Raw genomic sequence first — 774 nt, forward strand, 5'->3', positions numbered from 1 at the left:
GCATATAGTGCCACCGGAAAGAACGTGAAAGGCACTAACTGAAAGGTGTAAATACGAGCGCCAAAACAGATAAACACCAAAACTTATGACCTTTGATGTCAAATCCGTACTAACGCCCTGTTAAGGTGTGAGCAATGCAATACTGAAGCTGCCGCATACCACCTTAAACACTTAAACCAATGCATAGTAAAAATGCCACGCGTTGCGAATCACTCTTAAACAGTTTGTTAGGCAGACTTATCACGTAAGTTAACTAGCCTAAATAGGAAAACAAGTGCCCCCCACATACTGTATAAAGCAGTTAAACCACCAATTTGAATTAATGTATATCCATGGGCAGATCCTTTAACACTCGAGAAGTACTTTAGAGGAGCTTGAATTCCAAGCCAAGCTATCCAGCTAGCCATTGCTGCTAAGATAATTGTAAAAAGCAAGAAACCAATTAGCTGCAAAAGCGTTTGTTGTTGGAGATTATCCGTATCTTTATATGTTTTACTAAAAGGAAACCTATAATATTTCATACAATAAATTAGCAAACATGTGATAGGCAGCACCCCAATATCAATTATTGTTATAGGTAGCCCAGTGTATAGCCTAATTGCCTCAGAAATGAGGATGACCAAAACTATAATAATACCCGTTTTTAATTTTGCCCAACTCATAAACTTGACCTGTAAGCTAAAAATAACCTTGTATGCCTAACGCCCTGTTAAGGTGTGAGCAACGCAATACCGAGGCTTCCGCATAGCACCTTAAACACTAAAACCAACGCAT

At 38.9% G+C, this 774-nt stretch carries 1 protein-coding gene; it reads right to left on the bottom strand.

The genetic code is table 11. From position 1 onward, the window contains the following. Positions 1 to 227: 227 nt before the first annotated feature. Positions 228 to 662: a hypothetical protein gene (locus BCT11_RS03820; protein WP_102387208.1), complete on the bottom strand. Its 435-nt coding sequence runs from the start codon at positions 660 to 662 to the stop codon at positions 228 to 230. Between the last annotated feature and the right edge of the window lie 112 nt (positions 663 to 774).

This window comes from Vibrio sp. 10N.222.52.B12 (genome assembly GCF_002875385.1).
GTDB lineage: Bacteria > Pseudomonadota > Gammaproteobacteria > Enterobacterales > Vibrionaceae > Vibrio > Vibrio jasicida.

Excerpts from the sequence above, each read along its gene's own strand:
- BCT11_RS03820 (WP_102387208.1), bottom strand. The coding sequence starts at position 662 with ATGAGTTGGGCAAAATTAAAAACGGGTATTATTATAGTTTTGGTCATC.